General features: G+C 74.4%; 21 protein-coding genes. 5 read left to right on the top strand and 16 right to left on the bottom strand.

Annotation, left to right across the window (positions count from 1 at the left end; translation table 11 throughout):
- Positions 1-9: 9 nt before the first annotated feature.
- A complete protein-coding gene (locus ABTW95_RS19710; RefSeq protein ID WP_500227017.1) occupies positions 10-1,704 on the top strand; it encodes a serine/threonine-protein kinase in 1,695 nt (564 codons plus the stop codon).
- A 22-nt stretch (positions 1,705-1,726) separates the two neighbouring features.
- On the opposite strand, the gene ABTW95_RS19705 is transcribed toward ABTW95_RS19710, so the two are convergent.
- From ABTW95_RS19705 to ABTW95_RS19695, 3 genes are read right to left on the bottom strand one after another with little or no spacing between them, the layout of a single operon-like run.
- Complete coding sequence (locus ABTW95_RS19705; protein ID WP_500227016.1) at positions 1,727-3,082, bottom strand: MFS transporter; 1,356 nt, start codon at positions 3,080-3,082, stop codon at positions 1,727-1,729.
- Complete coding sequence (locus ABTW95_RS19700; protein WP_500227015.1) at positions 3,079-3,924, bottom strand: SDR family NAD(P)-dependent oxidoreductase; 846 nt, start codon at positions 3,922-3,924, stop codon at positions 3,079-3,081. The genes ABTW95_RS19705 and ABTW95_RS19700 overlap by 4 nt, the downstream gene beginning before the upstream one ends.
- Positions 3,921-5,273 (bottom strand): flavin-containing monooxygenase, encoded by a 1,353-nt coding sequence (locus ABTW95_RS19695; protein WP_500227014.1) that lies wholly within the window; start codon positions 5,271-5,273, stop codon positions 3,921-3,923. The genes ABTW95_RS19700 and ABTW95_RS19695 overlap by 4 nt, the downstream gene beginning before the upstream one ends.
- A 126-nt stretch (positions 5,274-5,399) precedes the next feature.
- Between ABTW95_RS19695 and ABTW95_RS19690 the strand changes: the two genes are divergently transcribed.
- On the top strand, positions 5,400-6,521 hold the full coding sequence (locus ABTW95_RS19690; protein ID WP_500227013.1) for a helix-turn-helix domain-containing protein: 1,122 nt from the start codon (positions 5,400-5,402) through the stop codon (positions 6,519-6,521).
- Between the two features lie 30 nt (positions 6,522-6,551).
- Here the strand turns inward: ABTW95_RS19690 and ABTW95_RS19685 are convergent, their stop codons facing one another.
- The 6 genes from ABTW95_RS19685 to ABTW95_RS19660 form a co-directional block, all read right to left on the bottom strand.
- Entirely contained in the window at positions 6,552-7,364 is an 813-nt protein-coding gene (locus ABTW95_RS19685; protein WP_500227012.1) for an ATP-binding cassette domain-containing protein, read from the bottom strand.
- Positions 7,361-8,422, bottom strand: a complete 1,062-nt coding sequence (locus ABTW95_RS19680; protein WP_500227011.1) for an ABC transporter permease — start codon at positions 8,420-8,422, stop codon at positions 7,361-7,363. Before ABTW95_RS19680 ends, ABTW95_RS19685 begins: the two co-directional genes overlap by 4 nt.
- Entirely contained in the window at positions 8,419-9,408 is a 990-nt protein-coding gene (locus tag ABTW95_RS19675) for a sugar ABC transporter substrate-binding protein (protein WP_500227010.1), read from the bottom strand. Before ABTW95_RS19675 ends, ABTW95_RS19680 begins: the two co-directional genes overlap by 4 nt.
- A gap of 111 nt (positions 9,409-9,519) precedes the next feature.
- Positions 9,520-10,377 carry a 5-deoxy-glucuronate isomerase gene (iolB, locus tag ABTW95_RS19670; protein WP_500227009.1) on the bottom strand — a complete coding sequence of 286 codons (858 nt, stop codon included), beginning with the start codon at positions 10,375-10,377 and terminating at the stop codon, positions 9,520-9,522.
- A complete protein-coding gene (gene iolC, locus ABTW95_RS19665) occupies positions 10,374-11,309 on the bottom strand; it encodes a 5-dehydro-2-deoxygluconokinase (RefSeq protein ID WP_396446064.1) in 936 nt (311 codons plus the stop codon). The genes iolB and iolC overlap by 4 nt, the downstream gene beginning before the upstream one ends.
- Positions 11,306-12,310 (bottom strand): Gfo/Idh/MocA family protein, encoded by a 1,005-nt coding sequence (locus ABTW95_RS19660; RefSeq protein ID WP_500227008.1) that lies wholly within the window; start codon positions 12,308-12,310, stop codon positions 11,306-11,308. Before ABTW95_RS19660 ends, iolC begins: the two co-directional genes overlap by 4 nt.
- A gap of 167 nt (positions 12,311-12,477) precedes the next feature.
- On the opposite strand from ABTW95_RS19660, the gene ABTW95_RS19655 reads away from it, so the two are divergent.
- On the top strand, positions 12,478-13,989 hold the full coding sequence (locus ABTW95_RS19655; RefSeq protein WP_500227007.1) for a nitroreductase family deazaflavin-dependent oxidoreductase: 1,512 nt from the start codon (positions 12,478-12,480) through the stop codon (positions 13,987-13,989).
- Here ABTW95_RS19655 and ABTW95_RS19650 read toward each other — a convergent pair.
- From ABTW95_RS19650 to ABTW95_RS19640, 3 genes are all read right to left on the bottom strand, one after another.
- Positions 13,986-14,459: a VanZ family protein gene (locus tag ABTW95_RS19650; RefSeq protein WP_500227006.1), complete on the bottom strand. Its 474-nt coding sequence runs from the start codon at positions 14,457-14,459 to the stop codon at positions 13,986-13,988. The two genes, ABTW95_RS19655 and ABTW95_RS19650, sit on opposite strands and share 4 nt — an antisense overlap.
- A 124-nt stretch (positions 14,460-14,583) precedes the next feature.
- A complete protein-coding gene (gene lon / locus ABTW95_RS19645; RefSeq protein ID WP_396446068.1) occupies positions 14,584-16,980 on the bottom strand; it encodes an endopeptidase La in 2,397 nt (798 codons plus the stop codon).
- A gap of 142 nt (positions 16,981-17,122) precedes the next feature.
- Complete coding sequence (locus ABTW95_RS19640; RefSeq protein WP_500227005.1) at positions 17,123-17,833, bottom strand: SDR family oxidoreductase; 711 nt, start codon at positions 17,831-17,833, stop codon at positions 17,123-17,125.
- 103 nt (positions 17,834-17,936) lie between these two features.
- Here ABTW95_RS19640 and ABTW95_RS19635 point away from each other — a divergent pair, with 103 nt between their 5' ends.
- A complete protein-coding gene (locus tag ABTW95_RS19635; RefSeq protein WP_396446070.1) occupies positions 17,937-18,776 on the top strand; it encodes a helix-turn-helix transcriptional regulator in 840 nt (279 codons plus the stop codon).
- A gap of 582 nt (positions 18,777-19,358) precedes the next feature.
- Here ABTW95_RS19635 and ABTW95_RS19630 read toward each other — a convergent pair.
- From ABTW95_RS19630 to ABTW95_RS19615, 4 genes are all read right to left on the bottom strand, one after another.
- Positions 19,359-20,285: a bifunctional helix-turn-helix transcriptional regulator/GNAT family N-acetyltransferase gene (locus ABTW95_RS19630; protein ID WP_396446071.1), complete on the bottom strand. Its 927-nt coding sequence runs from the start codon at positions 20,283-20,285 to the stop codon at positions 19,359-19,361.
- A gap of 75 nt (positions 20,286-20,360) precedes the next feature.
- Positions 20,361-20,708 carry a DUF3817 domain-containing protein gene (locus ABTW95_RS19625; RefSeq protein WP_500227004.1) on the bottom strand — a complete coding sequence of 116 codons (348 nt, stop codon included), beginning with the start codon at positions 20,706-20,708 and terminating at the stop codon, positions 20,361-20,363.
- A gap of 55 nt (positions 20,709-20,763) precedes the next feature.
- On the bottom strand, positions 20,764-21,120 hold the full coding sequence (locus ABTW95_RS19620; RefSeq protein WP_396446073.1) for a hypothetical protein: 357 nt from the start codon (positions 21,118-21,120) through the stop codon (positions 20,764-20,766).
- Between the two features lie 61 nt (positions 21,121-21,181).
- Positions 21,182-22,396, bottom strand: a complete 1,215-nt coding sequence (locus ABTW95_RS19615; protein WP_500227026.1) for a citrate/2-methylcitrate synthase — start codon at positions 22,394-22,396, stop codon at positions 21,182-21,184.
- A 69-nt stretch (positions 22,397-22,465) separates the two neighbouring features.
- Between ABTW95_RS19615 and ABTW95_RS19610 the strand changes: the two genes are divergently transcribed.
- Positions 22,466-23,707, top strand: a complete 1,242-nt coding sequence (locus ABTW95_RS19610) for a hydroxymethylglutaryl-CoA lyase-like TIM-barrel protein (protein WP_396446074.1) — start codon at positions 22,466-22,468, stop codon at positions 23,705-23,707.
- Positions 23,708-23,736 lie beyond the last annotated feature (29 nt).

Genomic DNA, 23,736 nt, shown 5'->3' with positions numbered 1-23,736 from the left:
GGGTGGCCGGTGGCGCAGTGGCGGGTTTCGGAGTTCGAGGAGGTGCGCGAGCTGGGCCGCGGGGCGCAGGGCCGGGTGGCGCTGGCCCGGCACGCCGCGTCCGGCACGCCCGTCGCGATCAAGTACCTGCCCGCCGGCGCCGGTCCCGCGGCCAGGGACGCCTTCCGCAACGAGGCCCGGATGCTCGGCCGGGTCGACGACCCGCACGTCGCGCGGCTCTACCGGCTCGTCGAGCACGAGGACGGCGCCGCGCTGATCATGGAGGCGGTCGAGGGCGTGTCGCTGAAGCGGATCCTGGCCGAGCACGGCGCCCTCGGCCCGGAGGCGGCGCTGCTGGTGCTGAAGGGCTCGCTGCGCGGGCTGGCCGCCGCGCACGCCGCCGGGGTCGTCCACCGCGACTACAAGCCCGCCAACGTCGTCGTCCGCGCGGACGGGCTCAGCAAGCTCATCGACTTCGGCATCGCCGTCTGGACGGGCGAGGGCGGCCGGTCGGGCACCCCCGTCTACATGGCGCCGGAGCAGTGGCGCGGCGAGCCCGCCGCCCCGGCCACCGACGTGTACGCCGCCACCTGCGTGTTCTACGAGTGCGTGACCGGCGAGCGGCCCTACCGCGCGGACGACCCGGCGGCGCTGATGGGCCTGCACACCGGCGCGCCCGTCCCGGCGGAGAACGTCCCCGAGCCGCTGCGCGCGCTGGTGCTCCAGGGGATGGCGAAGGACCCCGCCTACCGCCCGCCGAGCGCCGCGCACTTCGTCGGCGAACTCGACCGCGTCGCCGTGCGGGCCTACGGCGCGGACTGGGAGAAGCGCGGCGTCCGCGCCCTGGCCGTCGCGGCGGCCGCCCTCGCCGCGCTCTTCCCGCTGGCCGCCGCCGGCCTGGCCCCGGCCGGCGCGGGAGCCGCGGCGGCGGGCACCGCGGCCGGCACCGCGGGCACGGCAGGCACGGCCGGCGCCGCGGGGACGGGCGGCGCGGCGACCGGTTCCGGCGGGCTCCTCTCCGCGGTCGGCGGCAAGGCGGGCGTCGCCATCGCGGGCGCGGCCGTCGCGGGCGCCGCCGCGGCCGGCGTCGGCGTCTACGCCGCGAACCGCCCCGACCGCGACCGCGTCACCGTCGCCGCCACCCCCTCGCCGGCCGGGAAGCGCATGTCGTTCGGCGCGTTCTCGATCACGGTCCCGGAGAGCTGGCGGCTCGTCCGGATGACCGGCCTGCCGGGCGACCCCCAGGGCAACTACTGGGTGAACACGCCCGGCAAGTGCTACCCGTCCACGCTGATCCCCGCGTCGGAACGGGACGAGGACCGCAAGGCGTACGACAACAACTGCCCGGGGTTCCTGGTGATCCGCGAGCCGTGGTTCAACGACGGCTCGACCGGCTGGCGGAGCTTCCGCGTCGCCGGCCCCTGGGGGCCGGAGACCGAGGCGTTCCGCTCCTGCCCGCACCGGGGCGACCTCAACGGCATCGGCACCCCCGACGACCGGGAGAAGCCCGCGCGCGCCGGCACCGCCTCCGTCGGGACGCGGCGGGCGCAGTACCGCGAATGGAAGCTCAACTGCGTCTTCCTGAACGGCGCCACCCAGTTCCGGCCCGCGGGCCCCTCCTACGTCCAGCGGTACTGGTACCTGACGAACCCCAGGCTTCTCATCGTGGACGAGTGGGACACGCCGGACCTCGACAAGATCCTCGCGAAGGCGACCTGGTCCTGACGCCGGCCGGTCCTGACGCCGGCTAGGCGGCCGGCGAGCGGGCGCGGTCCAGGGAGAAGCGGGCCTGGAAGCCGGCGGCGACCGCCATCAGCGCGGCGGGGACGACGGTCACGCCGATGAGCAGGGCCAGCAGCGCCGAGTCCGACTGGGCGACGGCGCGGCCGTCGGTGGTGGAGACGAAGCCGCCGATCGCGAGGGCGGCGGAGTACACGTACGGGCCGATGGCGGTGCCCGTCGCCTCGGTCGCCGTCCACACGCCGGTGTAGGCGCCCGCGCGGGCCGTGCCGCGCGACTCGGCGGCGGCGACCACGTCCGGGACGAGGGAGAACGCGAAGAGCTGGAGCCCGGCGAACGCGGTGCCCAGCACGGCGATCACCGCGACGGTCGCGGGCAGGCCCATCGCGTCGCCGGGCCACAGGGCGAGCGGACCGACGACGAACGCGCCCTGGCACATCAGCAGCGCGCGCTGCTTGCCGGTCCGCCGCGACACCCTCTTCCACACGGGCCCGGCGACCACGGCGGGAACGAGGAACGCGCCCATCAGCACCGCCGTCAGGCCCTCGTCGTCCAGCCCGTACTCGGCGTAGAAGGGCACCGCGGCGAGGAACAGGTGCGTCGTGACGCTCGTGAACAGGTACGACAGCACCAGCGTCCGGAAGTCGCGGTCCCGCCACGCGATGCGGACGTCCGCGGACACGGAGTGCGCCCTCCCGTCCGGGACCCGGAAGCCGCAGCGGTCGGTGAGCCGCCGGACGAAGACGACGGCGGCGGCGCCCGTGGCGACCAGGACGGCCGCGAGCAGGACGGCCATCCGCGCGTAGGCGCCGCGCTCGCCCGACGACACCAGCGCCGGTGCCGCGACCCCGGCACCGAGCAGGCCCACGGTGAGCAGCAGCATCCGGTACATGAACACGCGGGTGCGCTCGTGGTAGCCGATCCGCAGGTCGGACGGCGTCGTCAGGTACGGCACCTGGAAGCACGCGTACAGGACGTTCCCCGCGATGTAGAACGCGCCGACCCACAGCGCCGCCGACCAGCCGGAGACGCCGGGCGGCACCGAGAACAGCCCGATCCAGGCGAGCGCCAGCAGCAGGCCCCAGCGCAGCATGCCGCGGCGGTGCCCGGCGCGGCGCGCCTGCCGGTCCGACAGCGTCCCGAAGAGCGGGTGCGCGACCGCGTCGACGATCTTCGGCAGCAGCAGCGTGAGCCCGGCGAGGAAGGGCGAGACGCCGAGCGTGTGCGTCATGAAGTAGAGCAGCAGCAGGCCGGGGACGGTCACCCACACGCCCATCCCGAGCGAACCCGCCGCATAGCCGGTGAGGTCGCGGGCGCGGGGCCGGGCCCCGGTCCCGGGCCGCGCCGGCGCGACGGCGCTCACGGGCGGTCCGCGTGGCGGCGCACCGCGCCGGCGGCCAGTTCGGCGCCCGCGAACGCGCCCGAGCGGACGCGCGCGCCGAACGTCCGGGCGACGATCCGGTCGGTCAGCGCGGGCAGGTGCCGGGCGAGGAAGAACTCGACGGCGCCGCGCCGCGTCGTCGTCACGTCCCGGCGGGGGCGGCGCGACAGCGCGGCGGCCAGCACCGCGTCGACCACGCCGTCCAGCGGCTCGTAGCGGCTCATGCCCTCCAGGGAGAGGCCCGCCGCGGCTGTCGAGTCGTGGATCGGGCTGCGCACCGCGGACGGGTACACGCAGGTCACGCCGACGTGGGTGCCGATCTCCATGCGGAGCGCGTCGGCGTACGCCACGAGCGCCCGCTTCGACGCGCCGTACGCGGCGGCCAGCGGCAGCTGCAGCACGGCCATGCGGGACGACAGCATGACGACCCTGCCCCGCGACTCGACGAGGGCGTCCACGCACGCCGACGTCACCCGCCACGCGCCGAGCAGGTTGATGTCGAGCTGGCGGCGGACCTCCTCGCCGGGCGGCAGCTCGGCCGGGGCGGGCCCGCCGATCCCGGCGTTGTTGATCAGCAGGTCGAGGCCGCCGAGCCGCTCCACCGCCTCGGCGACGGCGGCGGGCACGGCGGCGTCGTCGGTGATGTCGCACGCGATGACGTCGACCGGGTCGTCCGGCCGGGGCGCGATGTCGAGGCCGGCGACGCGGGCGCCGAGGCCGGACAGCCGGGCGCCGATCGCGCGGCCGAACGTGCCGGACGCGCCGGTGACGATCACGCGCATGCCGCGCGGGTCGCGGCCGCGGGACGGGCGGGGTGTGCTCATGCGGTGGTCTCCTCGCGGTGCGCCGGGGCGAACGTCCGGCCGGAGCCGCGCGCGAGCCGCGCCCGGCCCGCCTTCGCCTCGCGGGGCAGCTCGGCCACGTACTCGTCGAAGTCGACGCGCATCACCGGGCGGCGGTCGCCCCACCGCGCGGTCGCGGCGCGCAGGGCGCGGGCGACGGCCCGGCGCTGCTCGGCCGGGGGCGGCAGGGCGTAGGCGCCGGAGAAGTAGGCCGCCGCCAGTTTCGCCTGGGCCTCCACGACCGGCAGCGCCGCGCCCGTCGACTGCATCAGCCCGACGAAGGCCAGGCTCGGGTCGTCCAGGTGGAAGACGCGCTTGTAGAGCGGGAGCCGCTCCGGGTCGCCGCCCACCAGGCCGCGGGGCAGGAACGGGATGCTGACCCGGTAGCCGGTCGCCCAGACGATCAGGTCGACGGGGTCGGCGGCGCCGCCGGCGAACACGACCCGGTCGCCGTCCAGGCGCTCGATGCCGGGGCGCGCCGCGACCTCGCCGTGGGTCAGCCGGTGCAGGATCGTGTCGCTGATCGTCGGATGGTCCTGGAACAGCCCGCCCGCCGGCGCGGGCAGGCCGTAGTCCTGCGGGCGGCCGACGGCGAGCCGCAGCATCGTCTCGGCGACGCGCTGCCTGATCCGCCACGGCAGCGCGGCGAGGGCGCCGCCGGTCGCGTCGGACGGCCGCCCGAACAGGTACTTCGGGACGATGTGGACGCCGCGCCGCGCCGACAGCAGCACCGGGCCGCGCGCGACGTGGGAGGCGTCCACGGCGATGTCCATGGCGGAGTTCCCCATGCCGACGACGAGGACGCGCCTGCCGCGGAAGATCCCGGGGTCGCGGTAGGCGTGCGCGTGCATCTGCTCGCCGGCGAACTCGCCGGGCGGCGCGGGGTCGGGCCACCGGGGGTCCCAGTTGTGGCCGTTGGCGACGACGACGGCGTCGTACCGGCCGGTCTCGCCGGACTCGGTGGCCACCGTCCACGGGCCGCCCGTCCCGTCCCGCTCCACCGACACGACGGTGCTGTTGAAGCGGATGTGCGGCGTGACGCCGAAGCGCTCCGCGTAGTCCGCCAGATATCGGGCGATCATGTCGGCGGACGGGTAGTCGGGCCAGTGCCGGGGCATCGGGAAGTCGGCGAACTCGGTGCGCCCCTTGCTTGTGTTGAGGTGCAGGGACGCGTAGGCGGGCGACAGCCCGCTCCCCCGCACCCACAGCCCGCCGGGGCGGTCGCCCCGCTCGTAGAGGACGGCCTCCACGCCCGCGTCGCGCAGGGCCTTCCCGGCGGCGAGGCCGGCCGGCCCGGCGCCGATCACGGCGACACGGCGGGCAGAGGTCATGGGCGCGCTCCCGGAGACGGCGTCGGTCTTGTGGTGGCCTCCAACCATAGGGATCGCCGGGTGCCGCGGACATGGAGTGCGTCACGCGTTTGGCGGCCCGGGTTGTGGCGCACCACAATCGGGCCCATGGAGCAGAAGGACGCCGACTGGACGCCGGTGATCGACCTCATCGAGCGGATCTCCGGCGAGGAGGACCTGCTGCCCTCCGTGGTCGCCGGGGTGGCGTCCCTGGTGCGTGAGGTCTCCGTGCTGCCGCCCGCCGACATCGCCGGGCACACCCGCGCGCTGCTCGCCGCGGCGACCCGCGCGATCGCGGCGCGGCGCGGGCCGACGGAGGCCGAGCTGGCGTTCGTCGCGGAGCTCGGCGTGACCCGCGCCCGGCAGGGCGTGCCCGTCGAGGCGGTGCTGAGCGCGATCCACGTCGCCGAGCGGGCGATCTGGTCGCGGGCCCGGGAGGCCGCCGCCGCCGCGGGCGTCGGGGAGGGGCTGCTGCTGGACGCGCGGGAGCTGTACGACGACTGGGCCGAGGCCGTCCGGACCCGGCTGATCCGGGCGCACCGGGACGCGCTGCGGGCGGCGGGGGCCGGGCCGGAGCGGGAGGCGCGGGACGCGGCGCTGCTGCGGCGCCTGCTCGACGGCGGTTCGGCCGCCGCGCTCGCCGCCGCCGAGGCGGGCCTGCCGGCCGGCGGCGCGCTGTGGGTGCTGGCCGCCCGCCCGTCCGGCGCGGACCGGGACGGCCCGCCGCCCGTCCGGCCGCCGGCGCTGTCGGCGCTGCTGGACGGGCTGCGGTTCGCGGTGGCGGCCCGGCCGCCGGTGTCGCCCGGCGGCGCCCCGGCGGGGCTCGCGGGGCCGGCCGAGGCGGAGAACCTGGCCGCCGCGCGGCGCCTCGCGGTGTCGGCGCTCGCCGCCGCCGAGGCGACCGGGCGCACCGGCGTCGTGCACGTCGCCGAGGTGGCCGTCGTCGCGGCGGCGGCCGACCGCACCGACCTCACCGCGATCCTGCTCGACCGGTACCGGGCGGCCCGCGCGGAGCTCGGCGCGAACGCCGAGCCGGTCGCCTGCGCCGTGTGCGCCTGGCTGGAGGAGGGCCGCGACGTCGCCGCGGCCGCCGGGCGCCTGTTCGTGCACCCCAACACGGTGCGGAACAGGGTCCAGCGGTTCGCCGAGGTCACCGGCGTCGACGCGTCCGACACGTTCGGCGGCGTCAACGCCTGGTGGCTGTGCCGCGCCTGGCTGGCCCCGGCCTAGCGGCGGTCCCGGGCGTGCGCGCCGGCCGGCTCAGGTGTCGTCGGTCTTGGACGCGGCGGCGTCCAGTTCGTGGGCGAGCTCCTCCAGCTCGCTGCCGCCCGCCATGAGGCCGGTCAGCTCCTCCCGGGTGATCTCGTCCTTGGTGTGGTAGCCGATGCTGCGGCCCCGGTTGAGGATGAGGAAGCGGTCCCCCACCGGGTGGGCGTGGTGCGGGTTGTGGGTGATGAACACGACCGCGAGGCCGCGCTCCCGCGCCTGGACGATGTAGCGCAGCACCACCCCGGCCTGCTTCACGCCGAGCGCGGCGGTGGGCTCGTCCAGCACGAGGGCCTTCGCGCCGAAGTAGACGGCGCGGGCGATCGCCACGCACTGGCGCTCGCCGCCCGACAGCGTCCCGATGGGCTGGTCGACGTCCCGCAGGTCGATGCCCATCGCGGCCATCTCGTCGCGGGTGGTCCGCCGCATGAAGTCGATGTCCATGCGGCCGAAGCCCTTGCGCTTCTCCGAGCCGAGGAAGAAGTTCCGCCACACCGGCATCAGCGGGACGACCGCGAGGTCCTGGTAGACGGTGGCGATGCCGCGGTCGAGCGCCTCGCGGGGCGAGTCGAACGCGACCTCCTCGCCGCCGACCTCGTACGTGCCGGTGTCGTGCCGGTGCAGGCCCGAGACGATCTTGATGAGGGTGGACTTGCCCGCCCCGTTGTCGCCGAGCACGCAGGTGACCTCGCCGGCGGACGCCTCCATGTCCACGTCCCGCAGCGCGATGACGTTGCCGTAGCCCTTGCCGACGCCGGTCAGCCTGATCAGCGGCGCGCCGCCGGCGCTCCCCTTCGCGGCCGTCATGACGAGCGCTCCACTCTGCGCCGCACGACCAGGTTCACCACGGTCGCGATCAGCAGCATCGCGCCGAGGAAGAACCGGAACCAGTCGGGGTTCCACTCCGCGTACACGATGCCCTTGTTCGTCATGCCGAAGATGAACGCGCCGATGGCCGCGCCGATCGCCGACCCGTAGCCGCCGGTCAGCAGGCAGCCGCCGATGACCGCGCAGATGATGTACAGGAACTCGTTGCCGACGCCCTCGCCCGACTGGATGGTCGCGAACGCGAACACCAGGTGCATCCCGGAGAACCAGGCGCAGAACGCCACGCCCATGAACAGGCCGATCTTGACGCGGTCGACGGGGACGCCGACCGCGCGGGCGCTGGCGGCGGAGCCGCCCACCGCGAAGATCCAGTTGCCGACGCGGGTGCGCAGCAGGATCCAGGTCGCGACCGCCGTGAACAGCAGCCACCAGAACACGGTGATGTTCACGTTGACGCCGAGCACGTCGACGTCGGACGCGAAGATCGCGCGGGCGGCGCCGAAGCCGTCCATGTCGCGGACCGAGTCGCTGGCGACGTTGCCGGTGAGCGCCTTCGTCACGCCGAGGTTGAGCCCGGCGAGCATGAAGAACGTCGCGAGCGTGATGATGAAGCTCGGCAGCCTGGTCCTGACGCAGAGGACGCCGTTGACCATGCCGAGCGCCAGCGTCAGGACGAGCGAGACGACGACGCCCGCCCACACGTTCAGCGTGAACTGGTAGGCGGTGAGCGCGGCGATCAGCGCCGACGACGTCACCATCACCCCGGCGGACAGGTCGAACTCGCCGCCGATCATCAGCAGCGACACCCCGACCGCCATGATCCCGAACGTGGAGCTGGCGTACAGCACGGTCGAGAACGACCCGGCGCGCAGGAACGCGTCCGCGACGACCGAGAAGAACACGAACAGGGCGACCGCGCCGAGCAGCGCGCCCAGCTCCGGGCGGCCCAGCAGCCGCCGCAGCGGCGACCGCCGGGCCAGGCGCTCGTCGGAGCCGGGACCGGCCACCGGGGGCGGCTCGGTGACCGCCTGCGTCATCGCGTCCCCCGGTTCGCGAACGCCTCCAGTCCGCTCGCGTTCTCCTTGGTGACGATCGCGGGACCGGTCAGGACCGGGCGGCCGCCGCCGAGGACGTTGCCGTTGTTCTTCAGCAGCCACAGCTCGTCGACGGCCTCGTAGCCCTGCAGGTAGGGCTGCTGGTCGACGGCGAACTCGATGTCGCCCGCCTTGAGCGAGGCGATGAGGTCCTTGTTCAGGTCGAACGTGCCGATCTTGGCCTTGCTGCCGGTCTCCTTGACCGAGTCGACGGCGGTCGCCGCGAACGGGGCGCCGAGCGTCAGGATCCCGTCGATGCTCTTGTCCGACTGGAGCTTGGCGGTGATGGACGACTTGACGTCCGGCATGTTGGTGCCCTGGACGAACAGGTTCTCCAGGTCGCCGCCGAACGTCTTCTTCGCGCCGGCGCAGCGGGCCTCCAGGCCGACGTTGCCCTGCTCGTGGATGACGCACAGCGCCTTCTTCGCGCCGATCTCGCCGAGCTCGGTCCCGGCCGCCTCGCCGGCGACGGACTCGTCCTGCCCGAAGTGCGCGATCGCGCCGAGCTTCGCCGACTCCTCCGCGCCGGAGTTGATCGACACGACCGGGATCTTCGCGGCGGCGGCGCGGGCCAGCACGTCCTTCATCGCGTCCGGCTTGGCCAGCGTGACGATGATGCCGTCGACCTTCTTGTCGATCGCGGCCTGGACGAGCTGGGCCTGCTTGCCGCCGTCCGGGTCCGCCGAGTACAGGAACTCGACGTTGTCCTTGGCGGCGGCGGCCTTGGCGCCCTTCTGCACGATGTCCCAGAACGTGTCGCCGGCGCCCGAGTGGGTCACCATCGCGATCTTCATCCGGGGGCCGGCGCCCTCGGGCGCCTCCTCGGACTTCTTCCCGCCCGAGCTGCTGCAGGCGCTCAGCGCCAGCAGGGCCGCGGCGGCGAGCACCGCGAGGCCCCTGGACGACCCGCGCGCGACAACGCCTCTCATCGGCTGCACTCCGTTTCTCCCCTGATGTTCGTTCTGAGGAGTTGACCATAGATCGCGGCGGTCTGGGATCCCGTGCCGCTCACAATTCGGCAGCGGCCGGACCACGGTGCGTCAGGGGCGCCCGTCCGCCGAGGTCAGCGGGAGGCGGGCGTCGACCTCCTGACCGGCCCAGGTGCCGCGGATCCACGCGTGCGCCGGGTCGTCGCAGATCTTCCAGGCCCGTTCCGGGGACGGGCCCGCCATCACGTTCAGGTAGTAGAGGTCGTGCCCCGGCGGGGCCATCGACGGGCCGTGCCAGCCGTGCGGGATCAGCACGGCGTCGCCGCTGCGGACCTCCGCGAGCACGTCGATGGGGCGGCCGGGCGAGCCGTAGACGCGCTGGTAGCCCATGCCGTCCCGGGCGACCTCGAAGTAGTAGATCTCCTCCAGCACCGATTCGCCGGGCCGGTCCTCGTCGTGCTTGTGCGGCGGGAACGACGACCAGCAGCCGCCCGGCGTCAGCACCTCGCAGGCGATGAGCTTCTCGGCGAACGGGAACCCCTCGGGCGTCCCGAAGTTGTTGACCTGGCGGCTCGCCGGCCCCGCGCCGCGCAGCTCCACGGGCACCTTCTCGGCGGGCCCGTAGCGCGGCTCCAGCCGCGTCGCGCAGCGGGCGCCGGCCAGCGCGAACCGGCCGCGCCCCCGCACGGTGACCCGCGCGTCGCGCGGGACGTAGGCGAAGTCGCTGACCCGGCTGAACACGTCGTCGCGTCCCGCCAGCTCGAACTGCGAGCCGTCGCACTCGACGGCGCAGGATCCGGCCAGCGGCAGCACGATCGTCTCGAACTCGCCGGTGGCGAAGGTGTGCTCGCCGCCGTCCGGCAGGTCGAGGACGCGCAGCGACGAATGCGTCCAGCCGGCCGACTCGGGGGTGACGACGAGCCGGTACGGGCCGTCCGCGGCGGTGCCGGCGGGCAGGTGGTACTTCATCCGGTCTCCTTGAGAAGTGCTTCGACCTCGTCCTGCGCGGGCATCGCGGCGGAGCAGGCGATGCGGGACGCGACGATCGCCCCGGCGGCGCCCGCGAACCCGATCAGGCGCGGCAGGTCCCATCCGGCGAGGAGGCCGTGGCAGATCGCGCCGCCGAACGCGTCGCCCGCGCCGAGCCCGTTGACGACGTCGACCTCGACGGGCGGTACCCGCACCGTCTCGCCGGCGGTCGCGGCGAGGACGCCGTCCGGGCCCATCTTCACGATGGCGAGTTCGGGGCCTCTTTCGAGGATCGCGCGGGCGGCGGCCAGCGGCTCCCTCTCCCCTACCGCGACCTCGCATTCGTCGAGGTTGCCCACGGCGACCTCGGCCTGCGCCAAGGCGAGCCCGGCCCAGTGCGGCGCCTCCCCTGGGTCGTCCCAGAGCATCGGCCTGTAATCGAGGTCGATGACGGTCTGCCCGGGGTGCTCGGTCATCGCCGCCAGGGTCGCGGCGCGGCTGGGCTCCTGGGACAGGCCCGTGACGGTGGCCCACACGATGCGGGCCTCACGGATCGCCTCCAGGTCCAGCTCGTCCGGACGGATCTCCAGGTCGGGGGCCTTGGGATAGCGGTAGAAGTACAGCGGGAACTCGTCCGGCGGGAAGATCTCGCAGAAGGCCAGCGGTGTCGGCAGGCCGGGGACGGCCGTGACGTACCGGTCGTCCACGCCGTACCCCCGGAGCGCCTTGCGGACGAACCGCCCGAAGGGGTCGTCGCCGGTGCGGGTGACGACGGCGGCCCGGCGGCCGTACCTGGCCGCCGCCACGGCGACGTTGGTGGGGCTGCCGCCGAGGTACTTGCCGAACGACTCGACGTCCTCCAGCGGGACGCCGACCTGGTCCGGGTAGACGTCGACGCTCACCCGCCCCATCGTGATGAGGTCGAAGCTCATCGCCGCACTTCCTCGGCGCCGACGACCCGGCCCTCGCGCATGGACAGCTCGCACGCCTCGGCGAGGTAGAACGCCTCCAGGGCGTCCTCCGGCGGGCAGGGGTTGGCGCGGCGGCCCGCCGCCACGTCCACGAACGCCCGGATCTCGGCGTCGTAGGCGTCGGAGAAGCGCTCCATGAAACCGCTGTAGGCGTGCTTCGGCTCGGCGTCCCGCTCGGGCAGCGGGGTCGCGGGCGTCCGGTCGTCCATGCCGGTGACGACGCTGTCCTTGGAGCCGAACAGCTCCAGCCGCGCGTCGTAGCCGGCGGCGTTGTAGCGGGTGGCGGAGACGACGCCGAGCGTCCCGTCGTCCAGGACGAGCAGCGCGGACCCGGTGTCGATGTCGCCGCACTCGCGGAAGAAGTCCTCGCCCCGGTTGGCGCCGGAGGCCATCACGCGGACGATCTCGCGCCCGGTGACGAACCGGATGAGGTCCAGGTCGTGGATGACGCAGTCACGGAAGAGCCCGCCGGACGTCGGGACGTACTCGGCGGGCGGCGGCGACGGGTCGAAGCTGCAGGACCGGATCGTGTGCAGCCAGCCGAGCCGCCCGGACGCGAGGGCTTCGCGCGCCGCCGCGTTCCCCGCGTCGAACCTGCGCTGGAAGCCGACCTGCACCGGGACGCCGGCCGCGGCCGCCGCCGCCACGACTTGGAACGTTCCATCAACATCCGAGGCGAGCGGCTTCTCGCAGAAGACGGGGATCCGCGCGGCGACGGCCCGCTCCACCAGGGCCGCGTGCGCGTCGGTGGCCGCGGCGACGACCAGCCCGTCGAGGCCGCAGGCGAACAGTTCGGCGACCGCGCCGGCCGCCCGCGCCGGGGACGGGAGGCGGGCCGCGAGATCGCGCGCGCGGGCGGCGTCCGCGTCGGCGATGACCAGGGCGTCCACCTCGGGCAGTGCGCAGAGGGCGGCGGCGTGGCGCGCACCGATGCGCCCCGCGCCGGCCAGTCCGATCCTCATCGATCTCCTCCCGGTCGCCGGACAGGTGAGTCACGAGTGTGATGGACCGTTCCAGAGAGCGTCAATGACGAACCGTCCGGCCGCGGGTAATCGAGGCGTCCGAAAATGCCGCGGCCACCCGGGGCCCGGGCTGTCGCACCGCCAATACCAAGCGCTAGTTTTGCCCCATGCGGATCTTCGTCAGCGGCGCCTCGGGGTTCGTCGGGTCCCACACCGTCCGCGCCCTCCTGGCCGCCGGGCACCGGCCGCGCGCCCTCGTCCGCGACCCCGGCAGGGCCGCCGGGGTCCTGGCCTCGGTCGGAGCGGCCGCCGCGGACGTCGAACTCGTCACCGGCGACATGCTGGACGCGGACGCGGTCTCGGCGGCGCTCGCCGGCTGCGACGCCGCGATCCACGCCGCCGCCGCGATCGACGTGACCGGAGGCGACCGCGACCTGGTCGAGGTGAACGTCCGGGGCACGCGCAACGTGGTCGGCGGCGCCGTCGCGCAGGGCCTGTCCCCGGTGGTCCACGTGTCGACGGTCGCGGTGTTCGTGCCGCCGTCCGGCACGGTCATCACGGCGAACGACGCCCTGGCGAGCCCGCGCACCGCCTACGGCAGGTCGAAGCTCGCGGCCGAGCGCTACGTGCGCGGCCTCCAGGCGGACGGCGCGCCGGTCACGATCGTCTATCCGGGCGGCGTGTGCGGGCCGGACCAGCCGGCGCTCGACGCGCTGATGGAGGGCCTCGCCGCCGCGCTCGGCAAGGTGTGGCCGCTGCCGGGCGGCGGGGTCTCGGTCATCGACGTCCGCGACCTCGGCGAGGCGCTGGCACGTTCCGTGGAGGCCCGCCAGGGACCGAGCCGCTGGGTTCTCGGCGGCCACTACCTGACCTGGCCGCAGTACGCCGACCTGTGCGACCGCCTCACCGGCGTGCGGTGCCGCCGCGTCCGCGTCCCGTCCCGCGTGATGCTCGGGCTGGGCTCCGCCTTGGACGCGGCCAAGCGCGTCCGCCGTTTCGACTACCCGCTCACCCGCGACGCCGCCGAGTTCATGGTCACGCTCGTCCCGACCGACGACCGCCCCATCCTGGAGGCGCTCGACCTCACCCTCCGCCCCGTCGAGGAGACCGTCGCCGACGCGCTGCGCTGGCTGGCCGCCAACGGCCACCTGAACCCGCGCCGGGCCGGGCGGCTCGCCCCCGAGGGCGCGTCGGCGCCGACCCTGGTCCAGCGCACCCTCGGGCCCGTGTTCCACCGGGTCTCGGGCGCCGCGTGGTTCGCCAAGGTGGGACCCAGGGTCGTCCCGCCGATCGACCGGACGCTGCACAGGATGACCGGCGGCCGGCTCCTGCTCGGCCAGCTCCTCGTCCCGAGCCTCGTGCTGACCACGACCGGCGCCGTGACCGGCCTCCCCCGCCGGACCCCGCTCGCCTGCCTGCCCGACCCGGTCGGCGGCTGGTACGTCGTCGGCTCCAACTTCGGCCGCGAGAAGCACCCGGCCTGGACCGGCAACCTCATCAAGACCCCCGAGGCCGAGGTCAGCTTCCAGGGCCGCACCACCCCGGTGACCGCCCACCTCCTGGACGACGCGGAGCGCAAGGAGATCTGGCCCCGCCTAACAGCCGTCTGGCCCGTCTACGACAGCTACGTGGAACGAGCCCACCGCGAACTGAGAGTCTTCCACCTGACCCCGCGCTAGGAGCCGCGGAGGGATCTTGAGAGGCGGCGGCCAAGGAAGACGTAGGCGATCACCACGCCGGCGACGTTGAGGATGACGTCGTCTACGTCGAAGGCCCGGCCCATCACCAGGAAGCCCTGCACGGTCTCGATGGCCAGGGAGAGCATCCCGGTGAGGAGGGCCAGGCGTATGGGGCCGCGCAGGGTCGTCCAGACGACCGGGAGGAGCACGCCGAGGGGGGCGAGGAGCAGGAGGTTGCCGCCTATCTGGAGGGCGGCCTCCTTGGTGGGGCGGTCCAGGTAGAAGCGCAGCGAGCGGCCCGGATCGGTGTTGCCGCCCGCCTGGCCGTTGTCGTGCACGGGCGTCAGGGTGAGCCTGAACGCGAAGTAGAAGAAGACGCCGAGCAGGCCCAGCGCCACCAGGACGACGAGCACGCGCAGGGCGACGATGTACCACGGGACCCGTTCGCCCGGCGCCGCGGGCTGCCACATTTCCACCAACACCCGGCGGCAGGTCCCCGCCCGGTCCCGGACTATGCGCGGCACGGGATTACGGGCAGGACCGAATCCGGGCATGCGAACGCCCGCGCCGGACCGGCGCGGGCGTCCGGCTCCGTCAGGCCGCCACCGCGGTGGTGGCCGGCTCCAGGGCCAGGTCCAGCACCTCGCGGACGTCGCTGACGGTGAAGACCGTCATGTTCTCCAGCACCTCCGCCGGGACGTCCTCGAGGTCGGGCTCGTTGCGCTTCGGCACGATCGCGGTCGTGATGCCGAGCCGGGACGCGGCCAGCAGCTTCTGCTTCAGGCCGCCGATCGGCAGGACCCGCCCGGTCAGCGACACCTCGCCGGTCATCGCCACGTCCGCGCGGACCGGCCGCCCCGACAGCAGCGACGCCAGGGCCGTCGTCATCGTGATGCCGGCGCTCGGGCCGTCCTTCGGGATCGCGCCGGCGGGCACGTGGACGTGCACGCCGCGGTCCTTCAGGTCGCCGACCGGCAGCTCCAGCTCCGCGCCGCGCGAGCGCAGGTAGGACAGCGCGATCCGGGCCGACTCCTTCATGACGTCGCCGAGCTGCCCGGTGAGCGTCACGCCGGTGTCGCCGGTCTCCTTGTCGGCCAGCGACGCCTCGATGTAGAGGACGTCGCCGCCCGCGCCGGTGACCGCGAGGCCCGTCGCCACCCCCGGCACGCCGGTGCGGCGCTCGTTCCGGCTCAGCTCGACCTCCGGGGTGAACCTGGGGCGGCCCAGGTAGTCCTTGAGGTCGGCCGCGCCGACGTGGACCGGCAGGGTCGCCTTCTCCAGCGCCACGTTCGCGGCGATCTTCCGCAGCACGCGCGCGATCGAGCGGTCCAGGGACCGGACGCCGGCCTCCCGGGTGTACTCCGCCGCCAGCAGCCGCAGCGCGTCGTCGCCGAACGTCACCTCGGACGCCTCCAGCCCGGCCTTGTCGAGCTGGCGCGGCAGCAGGTGGTCGCGGGCGATGGTGACCTTCTCGTGCTCGGTGTAGCCGTCGAGCTCGACCAGCTCCATCCGGTCCAGCAGCGGGCCGGGGATGGCCTCGACCACGTTCGCCGTGGCGAGGAACAGCACGTCGCTCAGGTCGAGCTCGACCTCCAGGTAGTGGTCCCGGAAGGTGTGGTTCTGCTCGGGGTCGAGGACCTCCAGCAGCGCCGCCGTCGGGTCGCCCCGGTAGTCGGCGCCGACCTTGTCGACCTCGTCCAGCAGGACGACCGGGTTCATCGAGCCGGCCTCGCGGATGGCGCGGACGATGCGCCCGGGCAGCGCGCCGACGTAGGTGCGGCGGTGGCCGCGGATCTCGGCCTCGTCCCTGACGCCGCCCAGCGCGACACGGACGAACTTGCGTCCCATGGCCCGCGCGACCGACTCGCCGAGCGAGGTCTTGCCGACCCCGGGAGGCCCGGTCAGGGCCAGGACGGCGCCGCTGCGGCGCCCGCCGATGACGCCGAGGCCGCGCTCCTCGCGCCGCTTGCGCACGGCGAGGTACTCGACGATGCGCTCCTTGACGTCGTCCAGCCCGGCGTGGTCGGCGTCCAGGATCTCCCGGGCGCCGGCGATGTCGTAGGCGTCCTCCGTGCGCTCGTTCCACGGGATGTCGAGCACCGTGTCGAGCCACGTGCGGATCCAGCCGCCCTCCGGCGAGGCGTCGGACGACCGCTCCAGCTTGTCGACCTCCTTCAGCGCGGCCTCGCGCACCTTCTCGGGGAGGTTCGCGGCCTCGATCCGGGCCCGGTAGTCGTCCTCCTCGTCGGCGGGGTCGCCGTTCAGCTCGGCCAGCTCCTTGCGGATGGCCTCCTGCTGCTGCCGCAGCAGGAACTCCCGCTGCGTCTTCTCCATGCCCTCCTGGACGTCCTTGCGGATCGTCTCCGCCACGTCCAGCTCGGCGAGGTGGTCGCGCGTCCAGCCGATGAGCAGCTCCAGCCGCTCGGCCACGTCGAGGGTCTCCAGGACCTCGATCTTCTGCTCGTCGGTCAGGTACGGCGCGTACCCGGCGTTGTCCGCCAGCGTGGACGGGTCGTCGATCTTCTGCACGACGTCCACGACCTGCCAGGCGCCCCGCTTCTGCAGGATCGCGCTGACCAGGCCCTTGTACTCCTTGGCCAGCTCCTGGGCCCGCCCGGACGCCGGCGGCGCCTCGACCACGGTGCCCTCGACCCACAGGGCCGCGCCGGGCCCGGTGGTCCCGGTCCCGATCCGCACGCGCGACACGCCGCGGACGACCGCCCCCGGCTCGCCGGTCGGCAGCCGCCCCTCCTGCTCGATCACGCCGAGCGTGCCGACCGCGGCGTACCGCCCGTTCAGCCGGGGCACCAGCAGCACCCGCGGCTTGCTCGCCGACCGGATGCCCGGTCCCCGGGACTGGGCCGCCGCCCGCGCGGCCTCGATGGCCGCCCTGACCTCCGCGTTCTCGGACAGGTCGAGGGGAACCACCATGCCGGGCAGAACGACCCCGTCCTCCAGGGGCAGCACCGGCAGCGTCAGGGTTTCGCTCATGCTCAGCTCCAAGTCCGTCGACGACCCAACCTCAAGTTGAGTCATACACACTCAAGAAAACGGAGCACAAATTTGTTTCCGCAGCAACGTTCGCTCTGAGCGATCACCCCGCGCGGGCGGCCGGGAGCCGGGGGCCGGGCGGTCAGGTGAGGCGGTGGCCGCCGTCCACGTGCAGGACGGTGCCGGTCATGAAGGTGTTGGCCATCACCGATGTGAACGCTTGGGCGATGTCCTGGGGGGTGCCGATGCGGCGGGCGGGGAGGCGGGCGGCCAGGTCGGTGAAGGCCGCCTGCTTGTCCATGGCGAGCTGCTCCCAGATGGGGGTGTCGACCCAGCCGGGCGAGATGACGTTCACCCGGACGGGGGCCAGTTCGACCGCCAGGCCGTACGCCAGGGAAGCGAGCGCTCCGTTGGCGGCGGCCACGATCGTGTTCGAGCCGTTCGGACGGTAGGCGTTGATGCCCGAGGTGTAGGTGATCGACCCGGTCACGCGGCCGGCTCCGTGCTTGGCGACCAGCCAGGCGCCCAGGAGCTTGGCGTCCACGAAGGATCGGGCGGTCTGCGTGGGGACGTCGGCGGTGGGGCCGTACACGCCGGTCGCGTCCGCGGCCGTGACGGCCACGTGCTCCACCTTCCCCACGCGGGCGAACAACTCGGCCACGTCCTCCTCGCGGCCGATGTCGGCGCGCATCGTGCCGAGCTTCCCGTCCTCTTGCCCCAGTTCCGCTGCGGCGGCGGCGAGGCGGTCCTCGGACCGGCCCACGATGGTCACTTCCCTGCCTTCGGCGAGCAGCGTCCGGGCGAGGGCCAGGCCCATGCCGGAACCGCCTCCGATGATCATTGCGTCGGTCATGCGCCGAGTCTGCGCCGCCGCTCCGGGGGTCCGGAAGGCCGGGCGATACCTGGGTGCGACACGGCCACCCAGGACGGCGGCCTCCGGTGGCAGACTCGGAGGCATGAACGCGATGGCCGAGTTCCTGCGGGTCCGGCGGGGGCGGATCGGCCCCGCCGACGTCGGGCTGCCCATCGGGCCGCGCCCCCGGCGCAACCCCGGGCTGCGCCGCGAGGAACTGGCCGCGCTCGCCGGGGTGAGCGTCGACTACTACACCCGGATCGAGCAGGGACGCGAGACCTCGCCCAGCGACTCGGTGCTGGACGCGCTGGCCCGCGCGCTGCGCCTCAGCGACGACGAGCACGCCCACCTGCTCGGCCTCGCGGACAGGGTCGCCGGGCGGACGCCCCGCCGCCGGCCCGCGGCGCCCCGGCCCGTCCGCCCCGGCACGCTGCTGATGCTGGACTCGCTGCGGCCCAGCCCCGCCTACGTGCTCGACGAGGTCAACGACGTGCTCGCGGCGAACCCCGAGGGCCTCGCGCTGATGAGCGGGCTCGGCGACTGGCCGCCCGGGCAGCGCAACACGATCCGCTACACCTTCCTGCATCCGGCCGCGCGGACGCTGTTCGCCGACTGGGACCGGGTGGCCCGCAACAGCGTCGCGCACCTGCGCACCGCCGAGCTGACCGCCGCCGGGCCGGCCGCGGCGCTGGTCGCCGAGCTGTCCGCGGCGAGCGCGGAGTTCGCCGAGCTGTGGCGCCGGCACGAGGTGCTCGTCAAACGCGGCGGGGAGACCGCGTTCCGGCACCCGGTGATCGGGTCGCTGACCCTGGCCAACGAGGTGCTGGGCATCGCCGGCGGCGGGCAGCGGATGCTGGTCTACCAGGCCGAGCCCGGCACCGCCGAGCACGACGCCCTGGTGCTGCTGGCGATGGCCGCCGAGGACCTCAGCCCCCGCGGGTGACCGCCGCGCGGGCAATGCGCGGGCAAAGTCCGCTTCGTGATCTTGATTCTTTGCGCGGCGCGCGTTTACGCGCGCATGACGCGCGGGTACCTAACGCAACGAGATCGTGACACACGGTGAACGAGAGGTACTCGGGGCGGCAAAGCCCCAGGTCGAGAGCGAGGAGGCTGCCGATGCGGCGCACAGAGCGCGAGGTCCGGCCGGCCGTCCCCGCCTCCCCCTCCCCTCGCGGCCCGGTCCGTGCGGCCGAGGGCGTTCCCGGCGCACCGCCCCGCCACCCGTCCCCCAGCGGGCGCGGGGACGGCGGCGCGCGGCGACACACCTCGGGTCCTCGGCCGTACCGGACCGGCCCGGCGACCGGCTCACGGGCGCCGCACGGCGCCCTCCCCCCGCCGCCGGGCGGAGTCACGCCCGCCCGGCCGCACCGGAAGGGAGGTGGGAATCAGCCCCCAGAGGAACCGGCGGCACGCCGGTAGTGCACAGGCGGCCGGAACTCCGTCCGACCCCCGTCCCGGCCGCCGACGCAGTAAGGGATCGCTGCGGAACCGGCCCGTGGGGGCGCACCGCCTCCACGGGCCCGGCTCACAGCTTCTTGCGCCAGACCTGCCCGTGGACGACGTCCCCGAAGCGCTCCACGGGCGGCTCCTCGTCCTCCAGGACGAACCCGGCCCGCTCGTAGAGCCGGTGCGCCGCGCGCTGCAGCGCCGTCGTCCACAGCATGATCTCCGCGTAGCCGGCCTCGGCGGCGAAGCGGACGCACGCGTCGACGAGCGCGGCCCCGACCCCCGTGCCGCGGGCGTCCGGCTCGACGTGCAGCAGCCGGAGCTGCGCGACGTCCTCCTCCCGCTTGACGCAGAACACCGCGCCCACGCGGACGCCGCCCGACTCGGCGATCCAGGCGTTCTCCCGCTCCGGGTCGTGGTCGCGCACGTAGTCGGCGACGACCGAGGCGACCAGGGCCTCGTAGGTGCGGTCCCAGCCGCATTCCTCGTCGTAGAGCGCGCCGTTGCGCTCGACGACCCAGCCGAGGTCGCCGGGGCGCAGCGGGCGCAGGACCGGGCCGTCCTCCGGACGCGCGCGGTCGCCGAGGATGCCGTGGACGGTGCGCATCGCGGCGAGCAGGCGGCCGCGGTCGGCGGCGGGCAGCCCGTCCAGCAGCCCGCGGATCTCGGCGGCGGTCCGCTCGTCCAGCATGGCGAACACCTCGCGGCCGCGGGGCGTGAGCCGGGCGATCTGGCGGCGGGCGTCGCCCGCGGCGCGCTCGCGCACGACCAGGCCGTCGGCCTCGAACCGGGCCAGCATCCGGCTGAGGTAGCCGGCGTCGAGATCGAGCGCGCGGCGCAGCGCGAGGACCTCGGCGTCCTCCCGCTGGGCCAGTTCGAAGATCACCCGGGCCTCGGTCAGCGAGTAGGGGGACCGGACGAGCCCCTCGCCGAGGACCCCCATGACGCCTGTGTAGAAGCGGTTGAACGCGCGGACCGTTCCGATGTCCTCGGCGGTCACCTCCATGCTGCGACCCTCCTAACGTTTGACTGAGTCAAACGTATGCGAGGGAGGGCGCCGGGCACCAGCCCCCGGGGCGGATCAGACGCCCGCCTCGGCTCCCTTGCCGGCCTCGGCCCCGCCCTTGGCGGCCGGCAGCGCGCGCGCCTCGCGGACGATCTTGCGCTCGACGAAGAAGGTCATCAGCGGCACGACGCCGCCCAGCACGATCAGCACCATCCGGCCGGCCCGCCAGCCGGTGCGCCGCCACAGGTCGAAGGCCAGCGCCACGTAGACCATGTAGAAGAGGCCGTGGATCGGCGACACGATCGCCACCATCTCCGGCATGTCGGTCGGCCCGTACTTGAGGACCATCCCGATCGTCAGCAGCACCAGCAGCGTGCCGACGATCAGCGCCAGGATCCGGTACCTGGTGACCGCGCCTTCCACAGGAGCACACCTTTCGTTCAGCGGGCCGGCGCGCCGAGCGGGCCCGCGCGAGGGGTCAGCGGCGCCCGCGGCCCTCGGAGTTGAGCCGGGCGAGGTAGCGGTTGTAGGCCGCGAGGGCGGGGTCCTCTTCCTCGTGGCGCTTGATGATCTCCCGCTTGACCTCGGCCTCGGCGGGCTCCTCGACCACCTTGGGGGCGGGCTCGGAGCCGGCCCGCTCGTCCCGGATCATCTTGACCCACATCACGATCACGAAGATCGCGAAGATCGGCCATTCGAAGGTGTAGGCCCAGCTGCGGTCGTTGCCCGCCTGGGCGCGGTCGAACTGCCACCAGCCGAACCCGAGGAACGCGCCGCACAGCACGATGGCCAGGGCGTGCAGCCCTAGCCAGCCCGGGGTGAGGAAGCGTCGCACGGCACCGAGCCTACCCCCGCCTCCGCGCGATGCCGCCCCGACCCCGTGCCGGGGCGGGAGGTCAGCCGGGCGGCGGGCCCACGTAGACGGCGCGGGGGCGCAGCGGGCCCCGCCGGCCGTACTCCTCCAGCGCGTGCGCGAGCCATCCGGCGGTGCGCGCGACGGCGAAGACCGCCTCCCCGGCGCCGGGCACGAGGCCGGCGACCGCGCCGAGCGCCGCCAGCGCGAAGTCGACGTTGGGCTCGGGCAGGCGGCGGCGCGCGGCCTCGGCGAGGACCGCGTCGGCCGCGGCCAGCCGCTCGTGCCCGGGCGCCGCGGCGCGGACCAGGCCCATCAGCAGGGTGAAGCGGGCGTCGCCCGACTTGTAGACGCCGTGCCCGAAGCCGGGGACGCGCTCGCCCGCGCGCAGCCGCTCCCCGACCACCCGGGGCGCCGCCGCCGGGTCGGCGGCCTCGGCGATCAGCCGCTCCGCGCCGTAGGACGCGCCGCCGTGCAGCGGGCCGCTCAGGACGCCGAGCCCGGAGGCGACGACCGCGTACGGGTCGGCGCGCACCGAGGCGGCGACGCGCGCGGCGACCGTGGACGCGGCGAGCTCGTGGTCGGCGAGCAGGATCATGGCGGCCTCGAAGGCGCGCAGCAGGCCGGGTTCCGGCGGGTGCGGGCACAGGCGGGTCCAGAGCCGCTCGGCGATCCCGCCGCCCGCGGCGGGGCGCCCGGCGGCCGGCGGCAGCGCCTCGACGAGGCCGGAGATCAGCGTTCGCCCGGTCGCGGTGACGCCCTCGGGGTCGAGGTGGTGGCGCAGCGGGTCGGCGACGGCGAGCGCCGTGACGATCAGCTGGAGGCGGTCGAGCGGGAGGAGGCCGGCGGGCAGGCCCGACTGGGCGGCGACGGCCGCCGCGACGCCGTCCGCGCGGGGCCGCCAGGGCCCGGCGTCCGCGTCCTCACCGGTCCAGAGCCAGGCGGCGGCGTCCTCGAAGGTGCCGGTCTCCGCCATGCCCAGGGCGTCGCGTCCCCGGTAGAAGTGGCGGTCCGCGCCGAGCGCGGTGACCGCCGACTCGATCGCCTGCTCCCCCGGGCCGGGCGGGCGGCGCGGCTTCCCGCGCCGGGCCAGCTCCTCCACCTGGGCGGCGTCGAAGAGGCTGCGCCGCCCGTCCGGGGCGCGCCTGCGGCGCAGCACGCCCCGGCTCACGTACGCGTACAGCGTGGCGGGCTTCACACCGAGCCGCTCGGCGGCGGTCTTCGCGTCGATCCACCCGCTGACCTGGTCGTTCTCCATGTTCACCGGCTCTTCATATTGATTATCGTCAATATTGATACATGTAGATGACGGTGTCAATCTGAAGGCATGCCTCAGATTCACTTCCTGGACGTCACCAACCGCGACGGCGTCCAGACGGCCCGGACCGGGCTGTCCAAGTTCGGCAAGACGATGGTCAACTTCTACCTGGGACGGCTCGGCGCGGCGCAGTCGGAGATCGGGTTCCCGTTCCTGTTCCACGAGGCGCCCTACGTGCGGGCGCAGATCGCGCTGGCGGAGGCGGGCGCGTTCGGCGGGCTGCGGCTGTCCGGCTGGTGCCGGGGCGTCGCGCAGGACGTGGAGAAGGCCGCCGCCGTGCGCGCCGGCGGCGCCGGCCTGGCCCACTACAACCTGTCGATCTCGACGTCCGACTACATGATCGCGAACAAGTTCCGGGGCAGGCTGGACCGGGACGCGATCATCCGGGAGATGGTCGCGGCGGTCCGCGCGGCCAAGGCGGGCGGGGCGCGGACCGTCGGGGTCAACGCCGAGGACGGCTCCCGCACCGACGACGGCTTCCTCAAGGAGTTCGCGCTGGCCGCGAAGGAGGCCGGCGCCGACCGCGTCCGGTACTGCGACACCATCGGGGGCGACACGCCGGACCGGATCAGGGAGCGCTTCGCCGAGCTGGCTTCGGCCGTGGGGATGCCGGTCGAGACCCACTGCCACAACGACCTCGGCCTGGCGGTCGCCAACTCGGTGAGCGGGGCGCTGGGCGACCTGGACGCGGGCCAGGACGCGTGGATCAACACGTGCGTGAACGGGATCGGCGAGCGGTCGGGCAACGCCGACCTGCTGTCCACCATCCTCGCGTTCCGGCACGGGTTCGGGCTGCAGGACCGCGGCATCGAGATCGGCGACCCGATCGACCTGTCGTGGGCGCGGCGGTTCGCGCTGTGGGCGAGCTACGCGTTCGGCCAGCCGCTCCCCTACAACCAGGTCGGCGTGGGGCGGAACGCGTTCGCGCACGAGTCCGGCATCCACGCGGACGGCGCGCTGAAGGACCACGGCAACTACGAGCTGTACGACGAGGAGACCCTCGGCCCGTTCCCGGACGACTGGCACACCCGCCGCGGACGCGTCGTCCTCACCGGCGAGTACGGCGGCAAGGCCGGTTTCAGGCACGTCATGGACGGCCTCGGCGTCGAGCCGGTGGACGAGGACCTCTCGTTCAAGCTCGTCCAGCTGTGCAACGCCCAGACGGGCCGGCCGCTCACCGACGACGAACTCCGCCTGATCGGCGCCTACCCGCGGGAGTTGTCGCTGCTCTTCCCGGGGCAGCTCGGCTGATCGCGGGATTTGTCCGAGGGGCGCTCTAC

The sequence above is a fragment of the Spirillospora sp. NPDC127506 genome (assembly GCF_040302145.1).
Taxonomy (GTDB): domain Bacteria; phylum Actinomycetota; class Actinomycetes; order Streptosporangiales; family Streptosporangiaceae; genus Spirillospora.
This window is presented reverse-complemented; position numbering and strand designations above follow the sequence as displayed.

Coding starts and splice junctions, on each gene's coding strand:
- iolC (WP_396446064.1), bottom strand. CDS start 11,309: ATGAGCTTCGACCTCATCACGATGGGGCGGGTGAGCGTCGACGTCTAC.
- ABTW95_RS19650 (WP_500227006.1), bottom strand. CDS start 14,459: ATGTGGCAGCCCGCGGCGCCGGGCGAACGGGTCCCGTGGTACATCGTC.
- ABTW95_RS19690 (WP_500227013.1), top strand. CDS start 5,400: ATGGAGCAGAAGGACGCCGACTGGACGCCGGTGATCGACCTCATCGAG.
- ABTW95_RS19660 (WP_500227008.1), bottom strand. CDS start 12,310: ATGAGGATCGGACTGGCCGGCGCGGGGCGCATCGGTGCGCGCCACGCC.
- ABTW95_RS19635 (WP_396446070.1), top strand. CDS start 17,937: ATGAACGCGATGGCCGAGTTCCTGCGGGTCCGGCGGGGGCGGATCGGC.
- lon (WP_396446068.1), bottom strand. CDS start 16,980: ATGAGCGAAACCCTGACGCTGCCGGTGCTGCCCCTGGAGGACGGGGTC.
- ABTW95_RS19700 (WP_500227015.1), bottom strand. CDS start 3,924: ATGAGCACACCCCGCCCGTCCCGCGGCCGCGACCCGCGCGGCATGCGC.
- ABTW95_RS19675 (WP_500227010.1), bottom strand. CDS start 9,408: ATGAGAGGCGTTGTCGCGCGCGGGTCGTCCAGGGGCCTCGCGGTGCTC.
- ABTW95_RS19640 (WP_500227005.1), bottom strand. CDS start 17,833: ATGACCGACGCAATGATCATCGGAGGCGGTTCCGGCATGGGCCTGGCC.
- ABTW95_RS19655 (WP_500227007.1), top strand. CDS start 12,478: ATGCGGATCTTCGTCAGCGGCGCCTCGGGGTTCGTCGGGTCCCACACC.
- ABTW95_RS19630 (WP_396446071.1), bottom strand. CDS start 20,285: ATGGAGGTGACCGCCGAGGACATCGGAACGGTCCGCGCGTTCAACCGC.
- ABTW95_RS19685 (WP_500227012.1), bottom strand. CDS start 7,364: ATGACGGCCGCGAAGGGGAGCGCCGGCGGCGCGCCGCTGATCAGGCTG.
- iolB (WP_500227009.1), bottom strand. CDS start 10,377: ATGAAGTACCACCTGCCCGCCGGCACCGCCGCGGACGGCCCGTACCGG.
- ABTW95_RS19680 (WP_500227011.1), bottom strand. CDS start 8,422: ATGACGCAGGCGGTCACCGAGCCGCCCCCGGTGGCCGGTCCCGGCTCC.
- ABTW95_RS19610 (WP_396446074.1), top strand. CDS start 22,466: ATGCCTCAGATTCACTTCCTGGACGTCACCAACCGCGACGGCGTCCAG.
- ABTW95_RS19615 (WP_500227026.1), bottom strand. CDS start 22,396: ATGGAGAACGACCAGGTCAGCGGGTGGATCGACGCGAAGACCGCCGCC.
- ABTW95_RS19695 (WP_500227014.1), bottom strand. CDS start 5,273: ATGACCTCTGCCCGCCGTGTCGCCGTGATCGGCGCCGGGCCGGCCGGC.